The organism is Streptomyces sp. NPDC060031 (genome assembly GCF_042736805.1).
In the GTDB taxonomy this organism is placed as follows: domain Bacteria; phylum Actinomycetota; class Actinomycetes; order Streptomycetales; family Streptomycetaceae; genus Streptomyces.
Window position 1 is genome coordinate 33023 of sequence record NZ_JBHWVM010000041.1, and the last position, 18629, is coordinate 51651.

The 18629-nt window shown below is 71.3% G+C and carries 13 protein-coding genes and 2 pseudogenes; 7 read left to right on the forward strand and 8 right to left on the reverse strand.

What is annotated here, in order from left to right:
* Position 1 precedes the first annotated feature (1 nt).
* The gene (locus tag ACFWB8_RS19745) at positions 2-1405 is read right to left on the reverse strand and encodes a sensor histidine kinase (RefSeq protein ID WP_385228264.1); all 1404 of its coding nucleotides are present in this window, start codon (positions 1403-1405) and stop codon (positions 2-4) included.
* A 733-nt stretch (positions 1406-2138) separates the two neighbouring features.
* On the reverse strand, positions 2139-4355 hold the full coding sequence (locus ACFWB8_RS19750) for a hypothetical protein (RefSeq protein WP_385228267.1): 2217 nt from the start codon (positions 4353-4355) through the stop codon (positions 2139-2141).
* A 1578-nt stretch (positions 4356-5933) separates the two neighbouring features.
* Between ACFWB8_RS19750 and panD the strand changes: the two genes are divergently transcribed.
* Complete coding sequence (panD, locus tag ACFWB8_RS19755) at positions 5934-6359, forward strand: aspartate 1-decarboxylase (protein ID WP_385228270.1); 426 nt, start codon at positions 5934-5936, stop codon at positions 6357-6359.
* A gap of 14 nt (positions 6360-6373) precedes the next feature.
* Positions 6374-6715, forward strand: a complete 342-nt coding sequence (locus ACFWB8_RS19760; RefSeq protein WP_385228273.1) for a GNAT family N-acetyltransferase — start codon at positions 6374-6376, stop codon at positions 6713-6715.
* 390 nt (positions 6716-7105) lie between these two features.
* Here ACFWB8_RS19760 and ACFWB8_RS19765 read toward each other — a convergent pair.
* A pseudogene (locus tag ACFWB8_RS19765) lies at positions 7106-7756 on the reverse strand (hypothetical protein); the annotation flags it as partial.
* A 148-nt stretch (positions 7757-7904) separates the two neighbouring features.
* On the opposite strand from ACFWB8_RS19765, the gene ACFWB8_RS19770 reads away from it, so the two are divergent.
* Entirely contained in the window at positions 7905-9179 is a 1275-nt protein-coding gene (locus ACFWB8_RS19770) for a transglycosylase family protein (protein WP_385228276.1), read from the forward strand.
* A 180-nt stretch (positions 9180-9359) separates the two neighbouring features.
* Here ACFWB8_RS19770 and ACFWB8_RS19775 read toward each other — a convergent pair.
* Positions 9360-10445, reverse strand: a pseudogene (locus ACFWB8_RS19775) (DMT family transporter); the annotation flags it as partial.
* 138 nt (positions 10446-10583) lie between these two features.
* On the opposite strand from ACFWB8_RS19775, the gene ACFWB8_RS19780 reads away from it, so the two are divergent.
* Complete coding sequence (locus ACFWB8_RS19780) at positions 10584-12065, forward strand: SDR family NAD(P)-dependent oxidoreductase (RefSeq protein ID WP_385228279.1); 1482 nt, start codon at positions 10584-10586, stop codon at positions 12063-12065.
* Between the two features lie 57 nt (positions 12066-12122).
* On the opposite strand, the gene ACFWB8_RS19785 is transcribed toward ACFWB8_RS19780, so the two are convergent.
* Positions 12123-12650 (reverse strand): HD domain-containing protein, encoded by a 528-nt coding sequence (locus ACFWB8_RS19785; protein WP_385228332.1) that lies wholly within the window; start codon positions 12648-12650, stop codon positions 12123-12125.
* Between the two features lie 332 nt (positions 12651-12982).
* On the opposite strand from ACFWB8_RS19785, the gene ACFWB8_RS19790 reads away from it, so the two are divergent.
* Together ACFWB8_RS19790 and ACFWB8_RS19795 are read left to right on the forward strand one after the other, a co-directional pair.
* Positions 12983-13159, forward strand: coding sequence for a hypothetical protein (locus ACFWB8_RS19790; protein WP_385228282.1), 177 nt, complete (start codon positions 12983-12985; stop codon positions 13157-13159).
* 139 nt (positions 13160-13298) lie between these two features.
* Positions 13299-14282, forward strand: coding sequence for an NAD-dependent epimerase/dehydratase family protein (locus ACFWB8_RS19795; protein ID WP_385228285.1), 984 nt, complete (start codon positions 13299-13301; stop codon positions 14280-14282).
* On the opposite strand, the gene ACFWB8_RS19800 is transcribed toward ACFWB8_RS19795, so the two are convergent.
* The 3 genes from ACFWB8_RS19800 to ACFWB8_RS19810 are packed head-to-tail and all read right to left on the reverse strand — an operon-like array spanning position 14268 to position 17127.
* A complete protein-coding gene (locus ACFWB8_RS19800) occupies positions 14268-15707 on the reverse strand; it encodes a lipase maturation factor family protein (protein WP_385228288.1) in 1440 nt (479 codons plus the stop codon). The two genes, ACFWB8_RS19795 and ACFWB8_RS19800, sit on opposite strands and share 15 nt — an antisense overlap.
* A gap of 20 nt (positions 15708-15727) precedes the next feature.
* Positions 15728-16276: a DUF1990 family protein gene (locus ACFWB8_RS19805; protein ID WP_385228291.1), complete on the reverse strand. Its 549-nt coding sequence runs from the start codon at positions 16274-16276 to the stop codon at positions 15728-15730.
* Complete coding sequence (locus ACFWB8_RS19810; RefSeq protein ID WP_385228294.1) at positions 16273-17127, reverse strand: YndJ family protein; 855 nt, start codon at positions 17125-17127, stop codon at positions 16273-16275. The genes ACFWB8_RS19805 and ACFWB8_RS19810 overlap by 4 nt, the downstream gene beginning before the upstream one ends.
* A 236-nt stretch (positions 17128-17363) precedes the next feature.
* On the opposite strand from ACFWB8_RS19810, the gene ACFWB8_RS19815 reads away from it, so the two are divergent.
* The gene (locus ACFWB8_RS19815; RefSeq protein WP_385228297.1) at positions 17364-18623 is read left to right on the forward strand and encodes a DUF6777 domain-containing protein; all 1260 of its coding nucleotides are present in this window, start codon (positions 17364-17366) and stop codon (positions 18621-18623) included.
* Positions 18624-18629 lie beyond the last annotated feature (6 nt).

An 18629-nucleotide genomic window follows, 5' to 3' on the forward strand; every position in this document is an offset into this window, starting at 1 on the left:
GTTACTCACCCTCGTCTGATGGCTCGCTGGTTTGGATGGAAAGGCCCGTGACCGGTCTCTTATCGCCACTGAACGCCTCCCACATCAGGCCCGGCTGCCGGGGTGCGCCGCCCGTTCCCGGGGTGGCGGCCGGAGCGGCGGGGGGATGAGGGGTCGTGCGGACGACCGGTGCCGGGACGGGCGACTCGCGTCGCCGTTGCGGCAGTCCGTTGTCGGCCTGTTCGACCTCGACGGAATCTGCCGCGGCCACGCGCGTCATCGTCGGCCTCGGCAGGGTCGTTGCTCCCGTGGGCCTCGGCGTGAACTGTTGGACTCTCGGGGCGGGCGGCTGAACTGTGGTGATCAGGCGCCGCGGAACGAGCACGACGGCCCGCACTCCTCCGTACGCGGAGGTGCGCAGGTCGACGTCGAGGCCGTTCTCGCGGGCCAGCCTGCTGACGACGGGCAGGCCGAGCTGCGTCGCCTCGCCCAGGTCGGCCAGATCGATGCCGGATGATGCCTGAGCCATGACGCGGTCGATGCGCTGGCGGACCTCTTCGGTGAGCCCGACCCCACGGTCCTCGATCTCGATCGCGATACCAGAGGGCACCTCGTTCGCGGTCACCTCGACAGGGGCGTGCGGCGGCGAGAAGGTCGTGGCGTTGTCGAGCAACTCGGCGAGCAGGTGGATCAGCGGCTCGGCTCCCGGGCCGATCACAGCCACCTCTGTCACCGACTGCAGCTTCACGCGGGGATAGTCCACGATGCGCGACATGGCTCCACGCACGACGTCGTAGAGCGGGATCGGTTTCGACCACTGGCGTCCGGGCCGGGCGTCACCCAGTACCGCGATGCTGGCCGCAAGGCGCCCGATCAGGGCATTGCGATGGTCGATGTCCTGCAGGCCGTGGGAGACCACTACATCCGTACCGTGCAGCATCTGCATGTCGCGCAGGTCCTTGGCGAGTTGATGCACGATCGCCTGGACCCGCCGGGCGATCGCCACCAGTGCCCGCTGCGACGAGTCCCGGGTGCGTTCCTCGGCATCCACGGCTTCCAGGAGCGTTCGCAGAGCTCCCCGGAGCGCTTCGGCGAACTCGCTGTCGAGGTGTTCCCCGAACGGGACGGACCGCAGGATCTCCGAAGCGGACTCACCCTTCTGCAGGCGGGCGACAGCCGCGGGGAGGAGCTCTTCGGCGAGCCATACAGTGGTGGCCCGCTGATCGGCCAAGCGCGCGAACAGCGCGGTCTCGCGTTGCGCGTAGTACCGCTGTACCTCGGCATTCGCCCGCGCGTAGCGGGTGGCCTCTGCCGAGCGCGCCCAGCGCGCCGTCTCAGCCGAAGTGACGGCCGTCAGGACGACCGCGACGAGGCCGCACCAGGCAACCGGCGTGCGTATCTGCGCGGAAACACAGATCAGCGCCACGACGCAGGCCCCAGCCAGGACACCTGGGGGGATTAGCCATGCTGGAGCCACTGCGCGTGGCAGCGCTCTCGGGGTTGAACCTGCACGAGCCATCGAAGGGTCCCTAAACAGTCTGGAATTAGTGGACTTGGCGTGATGCGGTGCGCCGACAAGAACGGTCGGTACTTCGCTCGGCCGAGCAAAGATGTTCCAATGGGTGTGCCTGACGGGCCGGTTCGAGATCGCATCGGTGATCACGCCTCTCTGCGGCCAGGCTCCATCTACGCGCAATGCGACGTTCGACTTGCGGTGAGTGCAGCGCAACACGCGAGGCGAGCATAGTCAGTTCGGGTAGGCCAGGTGGCCTTGACTGGAGCGAAAAGCTCCGTTGATCGATTCGGACCCATAGTTGAGCGATCATCGCCATGACACACACTGCAAATGCATGGAATCGACCGCATCCAGCAGCTTGCTGTTCACGGCTCCCAGCTCTGCCTCCGCCGCCTCCAGACCCGCGCGTGCCATGGAGCAAGGACGCCTCTGCGGGCACGGCATTGGCGTCGTCGTACGTCACCTGTCTGCGCCGAGTCGCCCCTGCCACGTACGGGCCATTCACATTTCGCCTCGTCAAGGAGCCTTTTCCTTGGCGAGCAGGCGGGCCTCCTTGGTGCGGCGGATCTTGAACTGGGCAGAGCGTGCGGGCGTACCTTGCAGAGCTGGTGCTCGAGCAGAGAACCGGCTCAATGGCGCCCCGTCACTCCGATTCCGCCATCGTCTCGACGAGTTCGGGCAGTTCGCGCAGGCGGGCAACTGTCTGGTTGAGGCGGCGTACGGCCGCATCCGCCCGGCAACGGGTGATGGGCGGGGGAGTCGGGGAGTCCTCCGCCCGGTTCCTCAGCTCCTGGAGCAGCCGGCGGATCTCGGTTGATCCTTCGCTGACACCGTGGATCAGTTCCTCGATCCTCACCATCAGAGTGTCCGCCGCAGGCGGACCCGGGTGAGGGCTCGCCGGGATCGCCAGCTGCGCTGGGTGCGCAGCCGGCGCCCCCTGGGCGGGGAGGACGGCGGCAGGACCGGTGGCTCCGGTGAATGCGGGCGGATCGGTCTCCGCGTGGGCCCAGACCTGCTCACGCGCAGAGGTCGCGGCCTGTGGAGCGGAGGTGGTGGGCGGCGCGGCGAGCGGGGGGACGGGCGCCTTGCGAGGCCGCGTGCCCATCTCTTTGGGGAACTCCATGTCGAACCAGAGGGGCGTCATCTCACGGCCCGGCAGCTGCAACCCGTTGCTGCTGACCCGCCATGGCCTGCGGTCCCCGTCGTCCATCGCCGCGACCAGCGCCCTGAGGACGCCGACAGCCATCATCCGCTTCTTCTCGTGGCGCAGCGCTTGTAGGACGTTCGTCACCGTCCGCCGCGCCCTGGCCACCCGTCCGCCCGCGTCGTCGATCGCCTCCTGGCCGTCCAGCGAACCACGGTCGGGTTCCACCAGGGCGAAGGAGGCCAGCCAGTGCACCGCACGGTACGAGACCAACTCCTCGAACGCGTCGTCGTCGGTGTTCGCGGCGGCCAGTAGATCAGGCAGCGGGCGTCCAGAGAGGACCACGCCGTCCCTGATCTTGGTGGTGAAGATCTCGCCGATCCTCGGATTCCACGGCTTCGGGTAGCTCTCGGACGTGAGGGCCGACCAGGCCCGGGCACGCTGGTGGATCTCGGTCGCCTTCAGCTGGGACGGCGGATTCTCGCTGAGTGCCCGCTGCAGAAGGTGACGCTTGAGTGGGTCGGTGGGGAACAGAGCCTGTAGCAGTGCCATGGAACGTCGATCCCGCAACTCCGAGACCGACATGTCCGGTGAGACATCGGGGAGTTCACGGATGGGCGCCAGCCCGGACAGCACTTCCGCGGTCTTCTCGTCCATGAGCTGTCGTGCGACGTACATCCCCATAACACCACGCCCCAGGGCGCGGGAACGGCCGACGGCATCAAACTCCAGTGGGGGGTTCACGTGGTCGCGGCGGTTGCTCATCTGGACGATGCGGTAAAGGCGCTGCGGGGTAGGGGTGCCGATGACGAGATGCGCTTCCACGACGGCGATGGCCGCGGCGCGGTGCGCCCGCGCTCCGGTCTTCGGGTCCAAGTCCTTTTCCGCTTCGGCGAATTCCCGGTTGAGCAGCGTGGAGAATTCGGCGAGCCACACCTGCGGGTCGCAGACGACGCCGCCCTCGGTCCGCCCCAGCTTCTCGGCCGGGACGCCCGCGAGTACCTCCCCGGAGCTCAGACGGAAGATCGATTGACGCTTCTGTGTTCGATTATTCCCGCGGACCGCCATCCATCCCCAGTACGCGTCCGGATAGAGTGGATTCCCTTCCGTGTCCACCTCCGGATTGTCCTGCAGCCGGAAGTACTGTGGAACGTACATTCCGGGTTCCTGCTGCCCATTGAGGACCAGATCCTCGCCGAGGTCGTACTTCCGCAGCCGGTCGTACTTCAACAACGCATCCGCAGCATCCTCGGCATCCATGATCAACGCCTGTCGGTTCGGTACGGAACTCTCCAGGGCCGCGAGGGAGCGTTCGCGTCCTTCGTCGTCGACATGACTCCAGGGGCGCACCGAAGCCAGCGTCTTCTCCGTTCCCTGTGCCACCGTCGGGTCAGCCACGGAACGCCAGATCGAGCTGATGCGCTCATTGTGGCTCCACAGCACTCCTCCGACACCGTGCATGCGGACGATCGCCACCAGCATCTCACCGGCATCCGTGCGGATACGGCGCACCGCGCCGCCCTTGAGTCTGCGGACACCGTCGGAGTCCGGGTCTCCGAGCGTTTCCCCGGGGTCGGCGATGAAGGGCGCCACGTTCTCCAGTGCGCCGCGCGGAAGGTTGACCCCGTCCGTGGCCAACACTGCCTCAATCCACTGCTCTTGGCGTTCCTTGGAGGCAGGCAACGGAAAAGGACCTTCGATGACGTCTTCAGGCATGTGCATCCTCACATCACTCGGATTCTCGGACGTGGCAAGCCACCCAGGCGGCGATCCTGTGCGCCGCGCGCACGGCGGGGTTGTCGGTGAACAGCCCGAGGCCGACAAGAACGATCCTGGCGACGGTGATCCAAATGCCGATCTGGCAACGAGGATGACACTTCATTCGATCTTCACCCGAACGAGGAAATTCCGTAGGAGAATCCATGACCGAGGCCCTTCAGGAGAGACGCGGCAGCGTCGACCGTCCGGCCAACCCCCCTACCGCCTGAACTTGTTAAGCAGACGAGCGGAATCGTGGCACCCTGCCAACGCCGTCGGGAACCCCGGCTTGGTGGGTTCACGCTCACGGAGTCACCGTCGAACTTTTAAGCTCATAAGGGGAGTTAGGAAAAATGATCCACGCACCGTCGGTGCATTTTCACTCAATCGGATGAATCGGATTGCGGGAATTGCAGATCAATGTTACGAGTGTGTGGGGGTGTGTGTACCGCGAGGGTCGCGAGGAGGGTCGACAACAGGATCCCTGGCACCGCTGCCGCAGCGCGGTTCCCGGGCTGGGCCCTGCCACCCCCGACTTCGTCACCGCGCTGCACGGGGATCCGTACAAGAGCCCGCGCGACGCGTGCGTGGCACATCTGGAGCAAGTGCGAGGGCTGCTGCACTCCGCCGAACACCGTGGGGCAGACGCTCTCGCCCTGCCCGGCATGGACCGTCCCGGCATGGAACTGGGACGTGGTGTGCTGCGCCCCGTCCTGGCACGCGCCGCGGGCGTGGTCGCCGATGTGGCGATCAGCTGGATGACTCCTCCCGGATGCCTACGGGACGTCCTCGTGCCGGCCCTCGCCAAGGGCGCCGCCGAAGCAGGCCGCCACGACGACCCGCGCGGCGGGTACCCCACTGCGGCGTCATCGGGCGTACGCCGGCTCTCGTGCTGCCACCACTCGGCCCACACGCGGCCGTCGCCGATCGAAGTGAAAACACCGATCCGCTCCCCGTCCAGCAGCAGTCTGCTCTCGCCGAGGGAGCATGGCGCCAACCGGTACCGGCCGGCATCGACGCGGTATGAACGCCGGGTGAGGAATCCCCTCGCCGGAACCAGCCGTACCACCACCCCGTCCGCGGTCATCGTGAGCGCAGGCATGTCCCGTGTTCCGATGGGCACATGGGACTCCAGTGGCGTCCCCTCCGCCCTTCGCGTCACGGCTTGGGGATTCCCCCCTCGACGACCAGTTCCCCGGCCTTGCCGTCCAGCGGACGTCGACTCTCCTGAACAGCGGATCGCCGGCGGGAACGTACGCGAAGACGTGAGCGGACACGAAACTCCCTGCAGAGCCCGATCCATGCGTTCAAGCCGCGGGACGCGAAGGGCGCTGGGGCTCCACTGAGGGCTTCCGTCGGGGGCGTGGAGGGGGTTCGCAGCAGCCTGACAATGCGTCAGCAAAGTCAGCAATTGGTCAGCACGAGTCCTGAGAGACCTGGGGAAAGCTGACCGAACATGCGAATGGTTGTAATCTGCGGAGACCGCCCTTGACCTGCGATGAGCGGGCAGGGAGCAGACAAATCGGGAGTTACTCCATGCTTCGTACCATGTTCAAGTCCAAGATCCACAGGGCCACGGTCACCCAGGCCGACCTGCACTACGTCGGTTCCGTGACCGTCGATGCCGATCTGCTCGACGCGGCGGATCTGCTGCCCGGAGAGTTGGTGCACATCGTGGACATCACCAACGGGGCCCGGCTGGAGACGTACTGCATCGAGGGCGAGCGCGGGTCGGGGGTCATCGGGATCAACGGGGCCGCCGCACATCTCGTGCACCCCGGGGACCTCGTCATCCTCATCAGCTACGCGCAGGTGGAGGACGCCGAGGCGCGGGTGCTGAAGCCGCGGGTCGTGCACGTCGACGGGGACAATCGGATCATCGAGCTGGGTGCGGATCCGTCCGCCCCGGTACCGGGCACGGACCAGGAGCGCAGCCCCCACGCGGTGGCTGCCCGAGTCTGAGGGAGTCGGGGAGCATGGCGGTCGAGTTCACGGACGAACGGAAGGCCGGGCGGCTGCTGGCCGTCGAGGACGGTGCGGTGGTCGGATTCATCGCCTACTTCGTGCTCGCCGCGCCGCCCCACGCCCTGGTGGCGGTGCACACCATCGTCGAGCCGGGCCACGAGGGCCGGGGCATCGCCGGGGGACTGGTGAAGGCGTTCTACGGGATCGCCGCCGCCGAAGGCGTGCCCGTGGTTCCGCTCTGCCCGTACGCCGCGAGCTGGGCCGCCAAACACCCCGACCAGGCGCCCCAGGCGCCAGCCGCGGTGGTCGAGGCCGCCAAGGCGCAGCTCGACTCGGACTCCGGCCTGTGGTGACGCCACGGACGGGGCTGCGGCCCTGCCGGAGCTGTCCGCCCCAGCACTAGCCACCAGGCGCATCGGCGCGGATCAGGGGAAGGTGGATCCATGGTGCGAAACGCAGAGACACGCGCAGGGGCAGACGAGACGCAGCCGCCCGTCCCCGATCCGACGCCGGCCCCTCCGCCCAGCCCCTTCCCCGAGCCCGCGCCCATGCCGCGGCCCGTGCCCCCGGTGCCGGGCCCGGTGCCCGAGCCGGATCCGGTGCCCGCGCCGCCCGGACCCGCGCCGATCCCGCAGCCCGGCCCGCTGAGCTGACCTGACCTGACCTGACCTGACCTGAGCATGCGCTGAGCCGAGCCCGGACGGCGGGGCCCGGCGGGCCCCCGCCGCGCGTCGGGCCGTACGGACCCCGGAACGGTCGCCGCTCCACAGCGTGCGGTACGAGCCCTCGCGGTCGGCGCGGCGGTAGGTGCGCGCCCCTCGCGCACCGCCGCCACCAGTACCGCACGCCAGTCGTCAGTCGCCAGTCGTCCTGGGCGGCGCCGATCTCCCGCGCGAACCCGGCGTCCGCCAGCAGGCTCGGCAGGCCGGGCCGGGCATCGTGAGCGGCGCGGATCCGGTCCGGGAACGCGGCCCGGACGATGCGGCCGCAGCGTCACAGGGCCGCCACCGCGCCGGGATCCACGCCCGGCCGTACTCCGCGCTGCCGGCCCGGCACCGGCACCCCCATGGCGAGGGCGATCTGCACCGTCCAGCGGCCGGTGCCCTTCTGCTTGGCGGCATCGGCCACGAGGTCCACGTACGGGCGGCCGGTCGCGGCGTCCGTGTGCGCGAGCACCTCCGCCGTGATCCCGATCAGGTGCGAGTCCAGCCGGCCCCCGGCAGCGGGGCGAACTCGCGGATCACCGCGTCGGTCGGCTCGCCGGCCTTCACCATGATGATCAGGCGGCGCGGGCGCTCCGGCGCGTCGACGCACTCCTTCGCCGACTCTGCCGCCACGAAGCTGCCCTCGTGCCCGAACTCCTCCACCGGAGCGGTGGTCTCGGCGGCCGTGCGGACGCTACCCCGGCCCCGGTACGCGCCGACTCCCTGGTCCCCGGCGTGATCTCAACTCCCGCTCGGGTGCGCCCTGTTGCGCCCCTTGTCATGTCTTGGTCGCAACGTTAAGTTGTGCGGTTCCTGATGTCTTCAATGGGGGCTCCCAATGGGTGTACGGGGCCGGCACCGCCGGTATCAGCCGAGCAGCATCAACCGGGCCTCGCTCGCCGTCACCGCCGGTGGCGCCGGGATCGCGCTCCCTCTCATGGGCGCCGGAGCCGCCCACGCCGCCTCGGTGGACACCTGGAACAAGGTCGCCACCTGCGAATCCACCAACAACTGGCAGATCAACACCGGCAACGGCTATTACGGCGGGCTCCAGTTCAGCCAGAGCACCTGGCGCGCCTTCGGCGGCACCGCGTACGCCGCCCGCGCGGACCTGGCCACCAAGGACCAGCAGATCGCGGTCGCGGAGAAGGTCCTCAAGGGGCAGGGCCCGCAGGCCTGGCCGGCCTGCGGAAAGCAGGCCGGGCTCAGCCGCAGCGGCCCGGCTCCCGCGGCCGTGAGCACAAAGGCACCGGCCCAGCCGCAGGCCCAGGTCCAGACCCAGGCGCAACCACAGGCCCCGAGTCAGCCTCAGGTCCAGGCCCGGCAGGCTGCCGCGCCCCGCCCGACCGGGACCTCGGTCCTGCCCAACCCGTACGTCGTCGCACCGGGGGACTCGCTGTCGGCGATCGCCACCGAGCAGCACGTCGAGGGCGGCTGGCAGGCGCTGTACGAGACCAACCGGGCCACCCTGGGCGGCAACCCGGACCTCATCTTCCCGGGGCAGCGGCTCACCCTGCGCATCACCGCCGCGCCACCCGCGCAGAACCCGGAGAAGCCGCCCCGTACGGCGGAGCCGGTCAAGCCCGTGGAGCCGGCGGCCGAGAAGTCCGCCGAGAAGTCCGCCGAGAAGCCTGCCCAGAAGCCGGTCGAGAAGCCCGCCGAGAAACCGGCCCCGGAGTCCGCCTCAGTGAAGCAGCAGCCGGCGGCGGGCGGTTTCTTCGCCCCCGTCGACGCCGGTCTCGGCACCGCGTACCGCGTCGCGGGTTCCTCCTGGTCCAGCGGCTACCACACGGGCGTCGACTTCCCGGTGGCGACCGGCACCACCGTCAAGGCCGTCGGCTCCGGCGAAGTCGTCTCCGCCGGCTGGGCCGGTGCGTACGGATACCAGGTCGTCATCCGGCACGGCGACGGCCGGTACTCCCAGTACGCGCACCTGTCGGCGCTCGGGGTCAAGGCCGGCTCGCAGGTCTCCGGCGGGCAGCGGATCGGCCGCTCCGGCTCGACCGGCAACACGACGGGACCGCACCTGCACTTCGAAATGCGCACGGGTCCCGGCTACGGCACCGACATCGACCCGCTGAAGTACCTCCGCGGCCACGGAGTCGACCTCTGAGGCCCGGAGCCCCGCGTGGGCGAGCGCGGGTTCGGGGGTGGCAGCGGGCTCTGCGCCGCGCACCTGCTGCGGCACGACCGTGAGCAGGATCAGCCCGGCCGCCGCCAGCCCGCCGCTCGCCAGCGCGGCGGCCGTGCCGGCCGCCCCGTAGCGGAAGCCCTCGTCGAAGAGCGAGATCCCGACCGCCGCCGCGACCACCGGGTTGGCCACCGTCACGGTGGCCAGCGGTGCGGTCAGCCCGGCGCCCCGGTACGCCGCCTGCGACAGCAGCAGCCCGACGGCCGCGAGCGTGACGATGGCCGCCAGCTCCGGCCACAGGGAGCCCAGGGCGTCGAAGCTGAAGCCCTCGGCCACCGACTTGGTGAACACCGAAGCCATTCCGAAGGCCGTTCCGGCGGCCGCGGCCAGCAGCACGCTGCGCAGCACCGCCCGGTGCATCCGGTGCGCGGCCAGGAACAGCACGGCCACTCCGGCCCCGGTCGCGGTCAGCAGCACGCTCTGCTCACTGCCGGCCAGCATCTGCTCGTCCCGTCCGCCCCCGCCCGTCAGGGCCAGCAGTCCCGCGAGCCCGACGGTGGCCAGCACGGCCCCGCGCCAGGCGGCCGCGCCGGCCCGGCGCCGTACGAAGACGGCCGCCAGCGGCAGTGCGAAGACGATGGTGAGCGCCCCGAGGGGCTGCACCAGGCTGAGCGGCCCGTACGCGAGCGCCAGCACGTGGAGCAGCGCGCCGAGGCCGTTCAGCGTGATGGCGGCGTACCAGCCGCATCGGCGCACGGGGGCGTACGGCCGGCCCGTCGTACTGGACGCGACCCGTTCCTGGACGATCGCTCCACCCGCGTATGCCACGGCGGACACAAGGCAGAGGAGGACCGAAAGCACTAGGGCACTCATGAAATCCACAATGCCCCACCCAGACGGGCAATTCCTCCCCCTACAGGAGGTCACAAGTCCTACTCGAGACATACTCCAGACGCAGTACATGAGGGTGGAACGTGGTGCTTTCAGCCATCTCGGGCACGGAAGCGCGCTCCTCGCGCCGCCCGGTCGCAGCACGGCGCCGATCCGACCGTCGCATTCGCGCCGGGAGGCCACCCCGCCCGGCCGGCCGTCAGGGGGCGCGCGGTGCGACGTTTCTCCACCGGAGTTCGAGCCCGGACAGACTTCGGCGAGACCCGCTCCGGATTCCGCCGAGACCCGCTCGGGACTCCGTCGAGACCGCTCCGGACCGCCGCGGAGGCGCATGCGGAGCGTCGCGAACCGATCCATACCGTGACAGCCCGCTCGCGGTAGGTGAGGGGACCGGGAACGGGTTTGGTTCCGGGCGCGGGGGATCCGTACAGTTTCCCTTTTGGGGCCTTCCGCAGCAGGCGGATGCGGACGAGTGAGCAAGGAACGGCAGCGGCCATGACGGTGACCGAAGACAACCACGTGACCGGGGACGACCACGCCTACGGGCCGGGCATCGACCCCGAGCGCCTGGCCCTCTGCCTCAGCGTGATCGACGAGCTGGACAAGCTCGACGTCGACCACCCGGACGCCATCACCGTACGCCGCGCCACCGCCGGCCTGTACCGCACGGTCAAGCAGCGCCGCCGCCAGGAGCGCCGCGCCGCCAAGACCGCCAACGACAAGGCCGTCACCGAGGCGACCGCGACCGGCTCCGCCGAGCGCATCGACGACGAGACCCAGGGCAACGCCCTGACCGCGGCCGCCAAGGGCCCGATCGCCGGGATACTCCAGCGCCCGCGCTCCTGCTACGTCTGCAAGGCCCGCTACGTCGAGGTCGACGCGTTCTACCACCAGCTCTGCCAGGACTGCGCCGCCTTCAACCACGCGCGCCGCGAAGCCCGCACCGACCTGACCGGCCGCCGCGCCCTGCTCACCGGCGGCCGCGCCAAGATCGGCATGTACATCGCGCTGCGGCTGCTGCGCGACGGCGCGCACACCACCATCACCACCCGCTTCCCCAATGACGCGATCCGCCGCTTCAAGGCGATGCCCGACAGCTCCGACTGGATGCACCGTCTGAAGATCGTCGGCATCGACCTGCGCGACCCGGCCCAGGTCGTGGCGCTCGCCGACTCGGTGGCCGCGGAGGGCCCGCTCGACATCCTGATCAACAACGCCGCGCAGACCGTACGCCGCTCCCCGGGCGCCTACAGCGAGCTCGTCGCCGCCGAGAACGCCCCGCTCCCGGCCGGCGAGCTGCCCGCCGCCGAGGTCATCGGCACCTTCGGCAGCGGCACCGTCGACCGCGTCGCCGCCCTGCCCACCGGCAAGGGCGAGAAGCTCAGCGCCCAGGACATCACCGAGCTGGCGCTGGTCTCCGGCTCCGCCTCCCTGGAGCGGATCGCCGCCGGCACCGCCATCGACGCGGGCGGCCTGGTCCCCGACCTGCACGACACCAACAGCTGGATCCAGACGGTGTCCGAGGTGGACCCGATCGAGCTGCTCGAAGTGCAGCTGTGCAACTCCACCGCGCCGTTCATCCTGATCAGCAAGCTCCGCCCGGCGATGGCCGCGGCCGAGGCCGGCCGCCGCTACGTGGTCAACGTCTCCGCGATGGAGGGCGTGTTCAGCCGCGGCTACAAGGGCGCCGGCCACCCGCACACCAACATGGCCAAGGCCGCGCTGAACATGCTGACGCGCACCAGCGCCCAGGAGATGTTCCAGAAGGACCAGATCCTGATGACCGCCGTCGACACCGGCTGGATCACCGACGAGCGCCCGCACCCGGACAAGATCCGTCTGGCCGAGGAGGGCTTCCACGCCCCGCTCGACCTGGTGGACGGCGCGGCCCGGGTCTACGACCCGATCGTCCGCGGCGAGCTCGGCGAGGACCTGTACGGCGTCTTCCTGAAGGACTACGCGCCCGCCAACTGGTAGACCGCCCGGCGAGGGCGGGCACGACGCGCGGGCTCAGGGCCTCGCGCCCTCGCGGGCTCACGCCGTGCGTTCGTACGCCCTCGCCGCCACCAGCTCCAGCACCGGGCGCCAGTCCTCCATCTCGCCCGCGTCCAGGCCGACCACCTTGCCCGCGTCATCGGCCTGGCGCAGGATCACCGCGGCCTCCCCGTCCGGATCGGCCGCGAAGGCACGTACTTCCGTCTCGCCCATCACCCCGCCCTGCGCGCGCAGCGTCAGCGCGCTCTGCGGTGACAGCGTCCGCTCCGGCTCCACGGCGGCCAGGTAGCGCTTGGCCGGCACGTGCAGGGCTACCAGCCGGGCCACCCGCTCGCCCAGCAGCGGGCGGATCGCCGCCGCCGCGTGGTCGGCGTGCCCCGCGTCGTCCCCGGGGAACAGCAGGTGGCCCAGATCGTGCACCAGGCCCGCCACCTGCAACTCCTTGTCGAAGGGATGCGAGCGGCGCAGCAGCGCCGCCGTCTGGAGCCCGTGGTCGTGCAGGTCGACCGGATCGCCGCTGCGGTCGGGCGTGTCCCACGCCCCGCGGCAGGCGAACAGCACGTCCATCAGCTCCCCGACGTTCCCGATCACCCGCGGCCCCCCGGACTCCGACACGCCTCGCTCCCTCCGTCGCACCCGCGTACGGGCCCGAGCAGACCATCCCCTGGCGACACTCCGGCCCACGACTTCCTGAACTCGCGGCGAAAACTCGCGGGCGGAGTGGATTTTGCCTGCCCATCGAGCGGGGGTCCGCTCATATGTGTACTCTGGGGGACACGGACGGCCCCACCAAGGCCACACTCCGTATCGAAAACCACGGCGCCACCGCGTCCGGAAACCTTTTATTCCTACCCGGGAGCGGTCCGCCCCCGGGTTACGCGACACAAAAGGAGTGCGCGGTGACACCAGAACTGACGAAGACCGACCAGGCGCTGCTGGAACGTACGGGGCCGAAGAAGAGCAGCCACCCCGACAAGCTCGGCAACCTGGAGGTCTGGGCCCGGTCCGCGCCGATCCGGCTCGCCGGTTACGAGGACGACCTCGCGGAGCCGCACATCCTGCCCGGCATCGACTGACCGTCGCCGCGCGACACCGAGCCCCCGCGCCGAACGGCGGCGGGGGCTCGCTGGTTCCCGTCACCCCTACGCCGTGAGCGTCATCGCTGTCGGCGATCAAGGCTTTCGCCGTACGGCCGTGGCGGGCAGGCTCACCCGTATGAGACTGCTGATGCTGGGTGGCACCGAATTCGTCGGACGCGCGATCACCGAAGACGCCCTGGACCGGGGCTGGGAGGTGACCGTCTTCCACCGCGGCCACCACGCGCCCCCGCCCGGCGCCACCGCCCTGCACGGGGACCGAGTGGCGCCCGGCGGCCTGGACGCCCTCGCCGAGGGACGGTGGGACCTCGTCGTCGACACCTGGGGAGGCGCCCCCACCGCCGTGCGCGACAGCGCCCGGCTGCTCCGCGACCGCGTCGGCCGCTACGCGTACATATCCAGCCGCTCCGTGTACACCTACCCCGCCCCGGCCGGACTCGCCGAGGACGGCCCGCTGGTCGAGGGCTCCCCGGACGCCGGCGCCGTCGCCTACGCCGAGGACAAGCGGGGCGCCGAACTCGCGGCCCTGGACGCCTTCGGCGACCGCGCCCTGCTGGTCCGCGCCGGCCTCGTCATCGGCCCGTACGAGAACGTCGGCCGGCTGCCGTGGTGGCTGAACCGCACCGCCCGCGGCGGCCGTGTGCCCGCCCCCGGGCCGCGCGAGCTGCCGCTCCAGTACATCGACGTACGCGACCTCGCGCGCTGGACCCTGGACGCCGCCGGAGCCGGGCTCGGCGGCGCGTACAACCTGGCCTCCCCCGTCGGGCACGCCACCCTGGGCGGGCTCCTCGACGCCTGCTCGGCCGTCACCGCGAGCGGTGCGGAGCTGCACTGGATCGACGCGGCCCGGATCGAGGAGGCCGGTGTGGCGCCGTGGACCGAGCTGCCGCTCTGGCTCCCCGAGGGCGAGATGCACGACTTCATGTACGGCGGCGACGTGACCAGGGCCCTGGCCGCGGGCCTGAAGTGCCGGCCCGTGGAGGAGACCGTGGCCGACACCTGGGCCTGGCTCCAGGAGCTCGGCGGGACGGCCCCGCAGCGTCCCGACCGGCCCGCGCCGGGTCTGTCCCCGCAGCAGGAGGCGGCGCTACTCGCGCTCTGACGGCGTCGGCCGCGCGAGCCGGGTCGCAGGCATGTACTCGCGCACCAGCCTGCGGTGCCACCACGCACCCGTCTCGCGCAGCTCCCGCCAGGTGGTGAAGCGGTAGCGGTACAGCCGGGCCCTGATGTAGAGGGGCGGGGCGTCCGGGAAGGGATTGTGGCGGATCAGCCGCAGCGTGTCCCGGTCGCCCGCCAGCAGCCGCTCCACGAAGGGCCCGAACCAGTCCCGCGCATAGCCGGGGGACAGCGCCGCGAACCACATCAGCCAGTCCAGGCGTAGATGGTACGGGGCGAACTGGCGCGGGATGCTGCGCGGCTGACCCGGTTTGCCCTTGAAGCCGTACTCGCGCCACGCACCGTCCTCGCGCGGCCACGGGTCGGCGGTGCCCTCCACCACGATCTCCTCGCGGATCCGGCCCACCGTGCCGAACGCCCCGTAGGTGTTGACCAGGTGGAGGGAGTCGAAGGAGCGGTTCATCACCTGGCGGCGCGAGACCATGTTGGCCACGGGGTGCCGGCTCAGGAACAGCACCAGGGCGGTCACCGCGCACACGAGGACCACGAACCAGACCGGCGCCTGGCGGGAGGCCGCGGCCGGCGGCGGCCCGGCGAGCCCGGTGAAGTCGACCGCCGACAGGGCGAGCGTGATCGTCAGCCAGTTCAGCCAGGCGAAATTGCCCGACAGCACCAGCCACAACTGCGTCGCCACGATGGTCCCGGCCGCGTACGAGGCCACCGGCTGCGGAGCGAACAGCAGCACCGGAACGAGCAGTTGCGTCACGTGGTTGGCCGCGCACTCCACCCGGTGCAGCGGCTTCGGCAGATGGTGGAAGAACCAGCTCAGCGGCCCCGGCATCGGCTGGGTCTCGTGGTGGTAGTACAGGCAGGTGAGCCCCCGCCAGCAGGCGTCCCCGCGCATCTTGATCAGCCCCGCGCCGAACTCCACCCGGAAGACCACCCAGCGCAGCAGCCACAGCACCAGGACCGGCGGCCCGGTCAGCGCGTTGCCGAGGAAGACGGCGAGGAAGCCCGCCTCCAGCAGGAGCGACTCCCAGCCGAAGGAGTACCAGGTCTGCCCCACGTTCACGATCGACAGGTACAGCAGCCACAGCACGGCCCACATCGCCATCGCCGCGGCCAGCGGCACCGCGTCCCCGGCCCCCGCCGCGAGGGCCGCCGCCAGGGCGGCCCCGGTCCAGGCACAGGCGGCGAAGAAACGGTCGGAGTAGTGGAGTTGGAACAGGCTCGGGGCGTGACGGAAGGGCGCGTACCGCACGTAGCGCGGCACGGGCAGCATGCCGTGCGCCCCGATCAGTGCCCGGAACTGCAGGGCGGCGCCGGCGAAGGCGACGAGGTAGACACCGGCCAAGGCCCGCTGGAAGACCAGCCGGCCCAGCCAGTATCCGGGCGCCGTGAACCAGTCCATCGCCTCCAGTATCGGGCCGGTCAGGCGCCCGTGGCCAGCTTGCGCAGGGCGCGGCCCAGCAACCGGGCGTAGCCCTTCTGCAGCACGGGGACGACCGGGCCCGCCAGGCGGGTGTACCAGACGCCCGGGCGGCTGAAGGCGGTGACCTCGAACCAGACCGCGCCGTCCGCGGCGAGCCGCACGAGGAAGGACTCCTCCCCGGCCTCGGGGTGCCCGGTGAGGGTCCCGTAGGCGAAGCCGGCCAGGCCGGGCTCGTCCGGAGTCCACAGCACCCGGCACGGCACGGTGATCCGCAGTGCTCCGAAACCGAGCCCGATGTCCACCCGCACGCCGGGCCGCGCGGTCTCCCCGTCGGCCCGCACGAGCGCGCCCGTGGCCCGGTGCATCGCGAAGGTGCGGACCGCGGCCCCGGCGGCCTCGAAGACGGCGCGGCCGTATCCGATCCGGGTCCGGTGGTGCAGGTGGTGGTAGGCGGCGGGCAGCGGGCGCCGCCGGGTCGCGCCGCGGTCGGGGTAGTTGAAGTCGGTCCCTACCGGGGTGTGGCGCCCGGTGTTGATGAGGCGGGTCATGACAGGGTCTCCATTCGGTCGGCGGCCAGGCGGCGCCAGGCCAGCACCGAGCACAGGGCGAATCCGAGCGAGTTGCCGAGGCCGTGGGTCGCGGCCATCCAGGTCAAGGTCGGGTGCACGATCCCGGTGGCCTCGCCGAGCGCCCACCACAGGGCGAGCAGCATGGTGGCCACCAGCACCACGGCCGAGGTCGCCAGCAGCGCCCCCGTCGTACGGTCGCGGGCCCCGGGCCGGATCTCCCGCCAGGTCAGCAGGGCCACCGCCCACATGCCCCCGGTCAGCACCACCGCGCCCACCAGCTCGGCCCAGTCGTCGACGAAGTAGCCGAGGAGCACGAGCAGGGTCCCCGCCGGGACGCTGTACGCCGCCCAGCGCGACAGCCCGCTCGCGGCCCGGGCCCCGGCGCTGCGGCACACCAGGCCGGCGACCAGCGCGGCCGTGAACCCGGCGAAGTGGAAGTGCGGCACGGTCAGCGCCAGGATGTCGAGGTCGAAGCCGAACAGCCGGTACCCGGCGCGTTCGGCGACCAGGGCGGTCCCGGCCACCGACGGCGAGACCAGCGCGGTGAGCACCGCGACCTCGGGCGGGGCGAGCGGGCTCGCGGTGGCCCGGGCCCGCAGCGGCCGGGCCGGGGCCCTCGCCGCGAGGGCCAGGGTGGCCGCCGCGTAGAGTGCGGCGAGCGCGGTGGCGGCGGACCCGCGCGGCAGCCAGAGGCACAGTGCCCCGGGGGCGGCGGCCAGCGGCCAGAGCCGGGCCGTCCGGCGCAGCCCGGCCGGATCGATCAGGCGCAGGCCGGCGGGGACGACGTAGAGCATGCCCAGGGTGACGATCAGATTCACCAAGACCGTCACCGTGGACTCCCCTCCCGCATGAGCGCATTGAACGCGTTCAACTCACGGTCGTGACCCTACGGGGTTCCTTGAACATGTTCAAGACGCCCGGGCGGCGCTCAGGTTGCGGTGATCGCGCGGATGCGGCAGACAGGAGGGAGCAACCGGGGCGAAAAGGGAGATCTCACGTGCATGCACCGACACCTCCGACACCTCGTCAGGCGCCGCGCCGTCACGCACCGGCCCGGGCAGCGCTCTTGACCGCCCTCGGGCTGTTCGCCGCGGCGTGCGGCGCCACCGGCGACGACGGGCAGACCAAGGGCCCGGCCGCCGAAACCCAGGAGCTCCACCTCCAGCCCGTGGCCGCGGCCGGCCCCGATCCCTTCACCCCTTCCTCCGCCACCCGCGAGTCGGCCCCCGTCCAGCCCCCGCTCCCCAACGCGACCGGCCAGGGCATCCGCACCGTCAACGCGGCCACCCCCGGCCTCTACGGCGGAACCCACCGGCTCGGCAGCTGCGACGTGGAACAGCAGGTCCGCGCCCTCACCGACGACGACGCCAAGGCCCGGGCCTTCGCCGAGGCCTCCAACGTCGAGCAGGGGAAGATCCCGGACTTCCTGCGCGGCCTGACCCCGGTGGTGCTGCGCGCCGACACCCGCGTCACCAACCACGGCTTCAGCGGCGGACGGGCGAACAGCTTCCAGTCCGTCCTCCAGGCCGGAACCGCCGTCCTCGTGGACGGCCACGGGATGCCCCGGGTCCGCTGCGCCTGCGGGAACCCGCTGCTCGCCCCGCGCGCCGCCAAGGGCTCCCCGGTGCAGAAGGGGGACACGTGGAGCGGCTACCACCCCAACCAGGTCGTGGTGATCGAACCGACCATCCAGGTCATCAACAACCTGGTCATCGTCAACGTCGCCGACAACACCTGGATCGAGCGCAAGAGCGGCGACGACGGCGCCCAGGACCGCACCCCCCGGGTGCCACCCCCGTACGACCCTACGGACGGCATCCCGAGCGGTCCCCCCGCCCCGCCCGGAACCACCCCGGAGGGCCCGTGCCCGACCCCGGACAGCAACAGCCTGGCGCGGACCGCGCCGCCCGGCGGGAGTCGTGCTCCGGCACCCGCGCGGGCCGACTGCCCGCCGGACAGGCAGATCGCGCCGGACGCGCCGAACATGCCGGACGCTCCGAACACGCCGAACGCGCCGGACGCGCCGAACATGCCGAACACCCCCGATGTCCCGTCGGCCCCGAACACGCCCCCGGTGCCGAACGCCCCCAGCGTCCCGGGGGTCCCCACCCCGCCGCAGCAGCCGCCCCCGGACGTCCCGGCGGACATCCCCTCGGACCTGCCGCCCCAGTTCCCCAACGAGTCGGGAGTGCCGCTGGGGCCCGACGGCCCGATGGCCCGGCCGAGCGACCCGCACGACTCCTACGATCCGAACGGCCCGTACGGGGTCCCGGACCAGCAGCAGCCGCCCACCTCGGACACCAGCCAGTACTTGGAGAGCGCCTGACCGGCC

What these genes read in the sequence shown, in the direction of transcription:
- ACFWB8_RS19780 (WP_385228279.1), top strand. Translation starts at nt 10,584, where the DNA reads ATGACGGTGACCGAAGACAACCACGTGACCGGGGACGACCACGCCTAC.
- panD (WP_385228270.1), top strand. Translation starts at nt 5,934, where the DNA reads ATGCTTCGTACCATGTTCAAGTCCAAGATCCACAGGGCCACGGTCACC.
- ACFWB8_RS19785 (WP_385228332.1), bottom strand. Translation starts at nt 12,650, where the DNA reads ATGGACGTGCTGTTCGCCTGCCGCGGGGCGTGGGACACGCCCGACCGC.
- ACFWB8_RS19805 (WP_385228291.1), bottom strand. Translation starts at nt 16,276, where the DNA reads ATGACCCGCCTCATCAACACCGGGCGCCACACCCCGGTAGGGACCGAC.
- ACFWB8_RS19750 (WP_385228267.1), bottom strand. Translation starts at nt 4,355, where the DNA reads ATGCCTGAAGACGTCATCGAAGGTCCTTTTCCGTTGCCTGCCTCCAAG.
- ACFWB8_RS19795 (WP_385228285.1), top strand. Translation starts at nt 13,299, where the DNA reads ATGAGACTGCTGATGCTGGGTGGCACCGAATTCGTCGGACGCGCGATC.
- ACFWB8_RS19770 (WP_385228276.1), top strand. Translation starts at nt 7,905, where the DNA reads ATGGGTGTACGGGGCCGGCACCGCCGGTATCAGCCGAGCAGCATCAAC.
- ACFWB8_RS19800 (WP_385228288.1), bottom strand. Translation starts at nt 15,707, where the DNA reads ATGGACTGGTTCACGGCGCCCGGATACTGGCTGGGCCGGCTGGTCTTC.
- ACFWB8_RS19760 (WP_385228273.1), top strand. Translation starts at nt 6,374, where the DNA reads ATGGCGGTCGAGTTCACGGACGAACGGAAGGCCGGGCGGCTGCTGGCC.